Here is a 317-nt window from a genome sequence, read left to right as displayed (position 1 = left end):
CGCCACGTACAGCACCTGACCCGATACGAAACCGCTCTCGGGGGCAACGAAGAACGCGACCGCGTTCGCGATATCGTCGGGCGACCCGACGCGACGCACCGCGGTGGCTGCGGCCTCGCGCTCGACCAACTGCTCGAACGGCACGCCCACGCGCTCGGCCACGCTGCGGGTCATGTCGGTGACCGTGAAGCCCGGGGCCACCGCGTTCGCCGTGACGCCGAAGCGCCCGAGCTCGAGCGCGAGGGTTTTCGTGAACCCCTGAATGCCGGCCTTTGCGGCCGAATAGTTCGCCTGCCCCGCGTTGCCGAGCGCAGACG

General features: G+C 70.0%; 1 protein-coding gene. It reads right to left on the bottom strand.

All coding sequences use genetic code 11. The annotated features are described in order from the left end of the window. Positions 1 to 317 (bottom strand): SDR family oxidoreductase (locus AMS65_RS00245; protein WP_157501954.1); only part of this gene is annotated, 317 nt, incomplete at both ends.

The sequence above is a fragment of the Leucobacter celer subsp. astrifaciens genome (assembly GCF_001273835.1).
Classification (GTDB): domain Bacteria; phylum Actinomycetota; class Actinomycetes; order Actinomycetales; family Microbacteriaceae; genus Leucobacter; species Leucobacter celer.
This window is presented reverse-complemented; position numbering and strand designations above follow the sequence as displayed.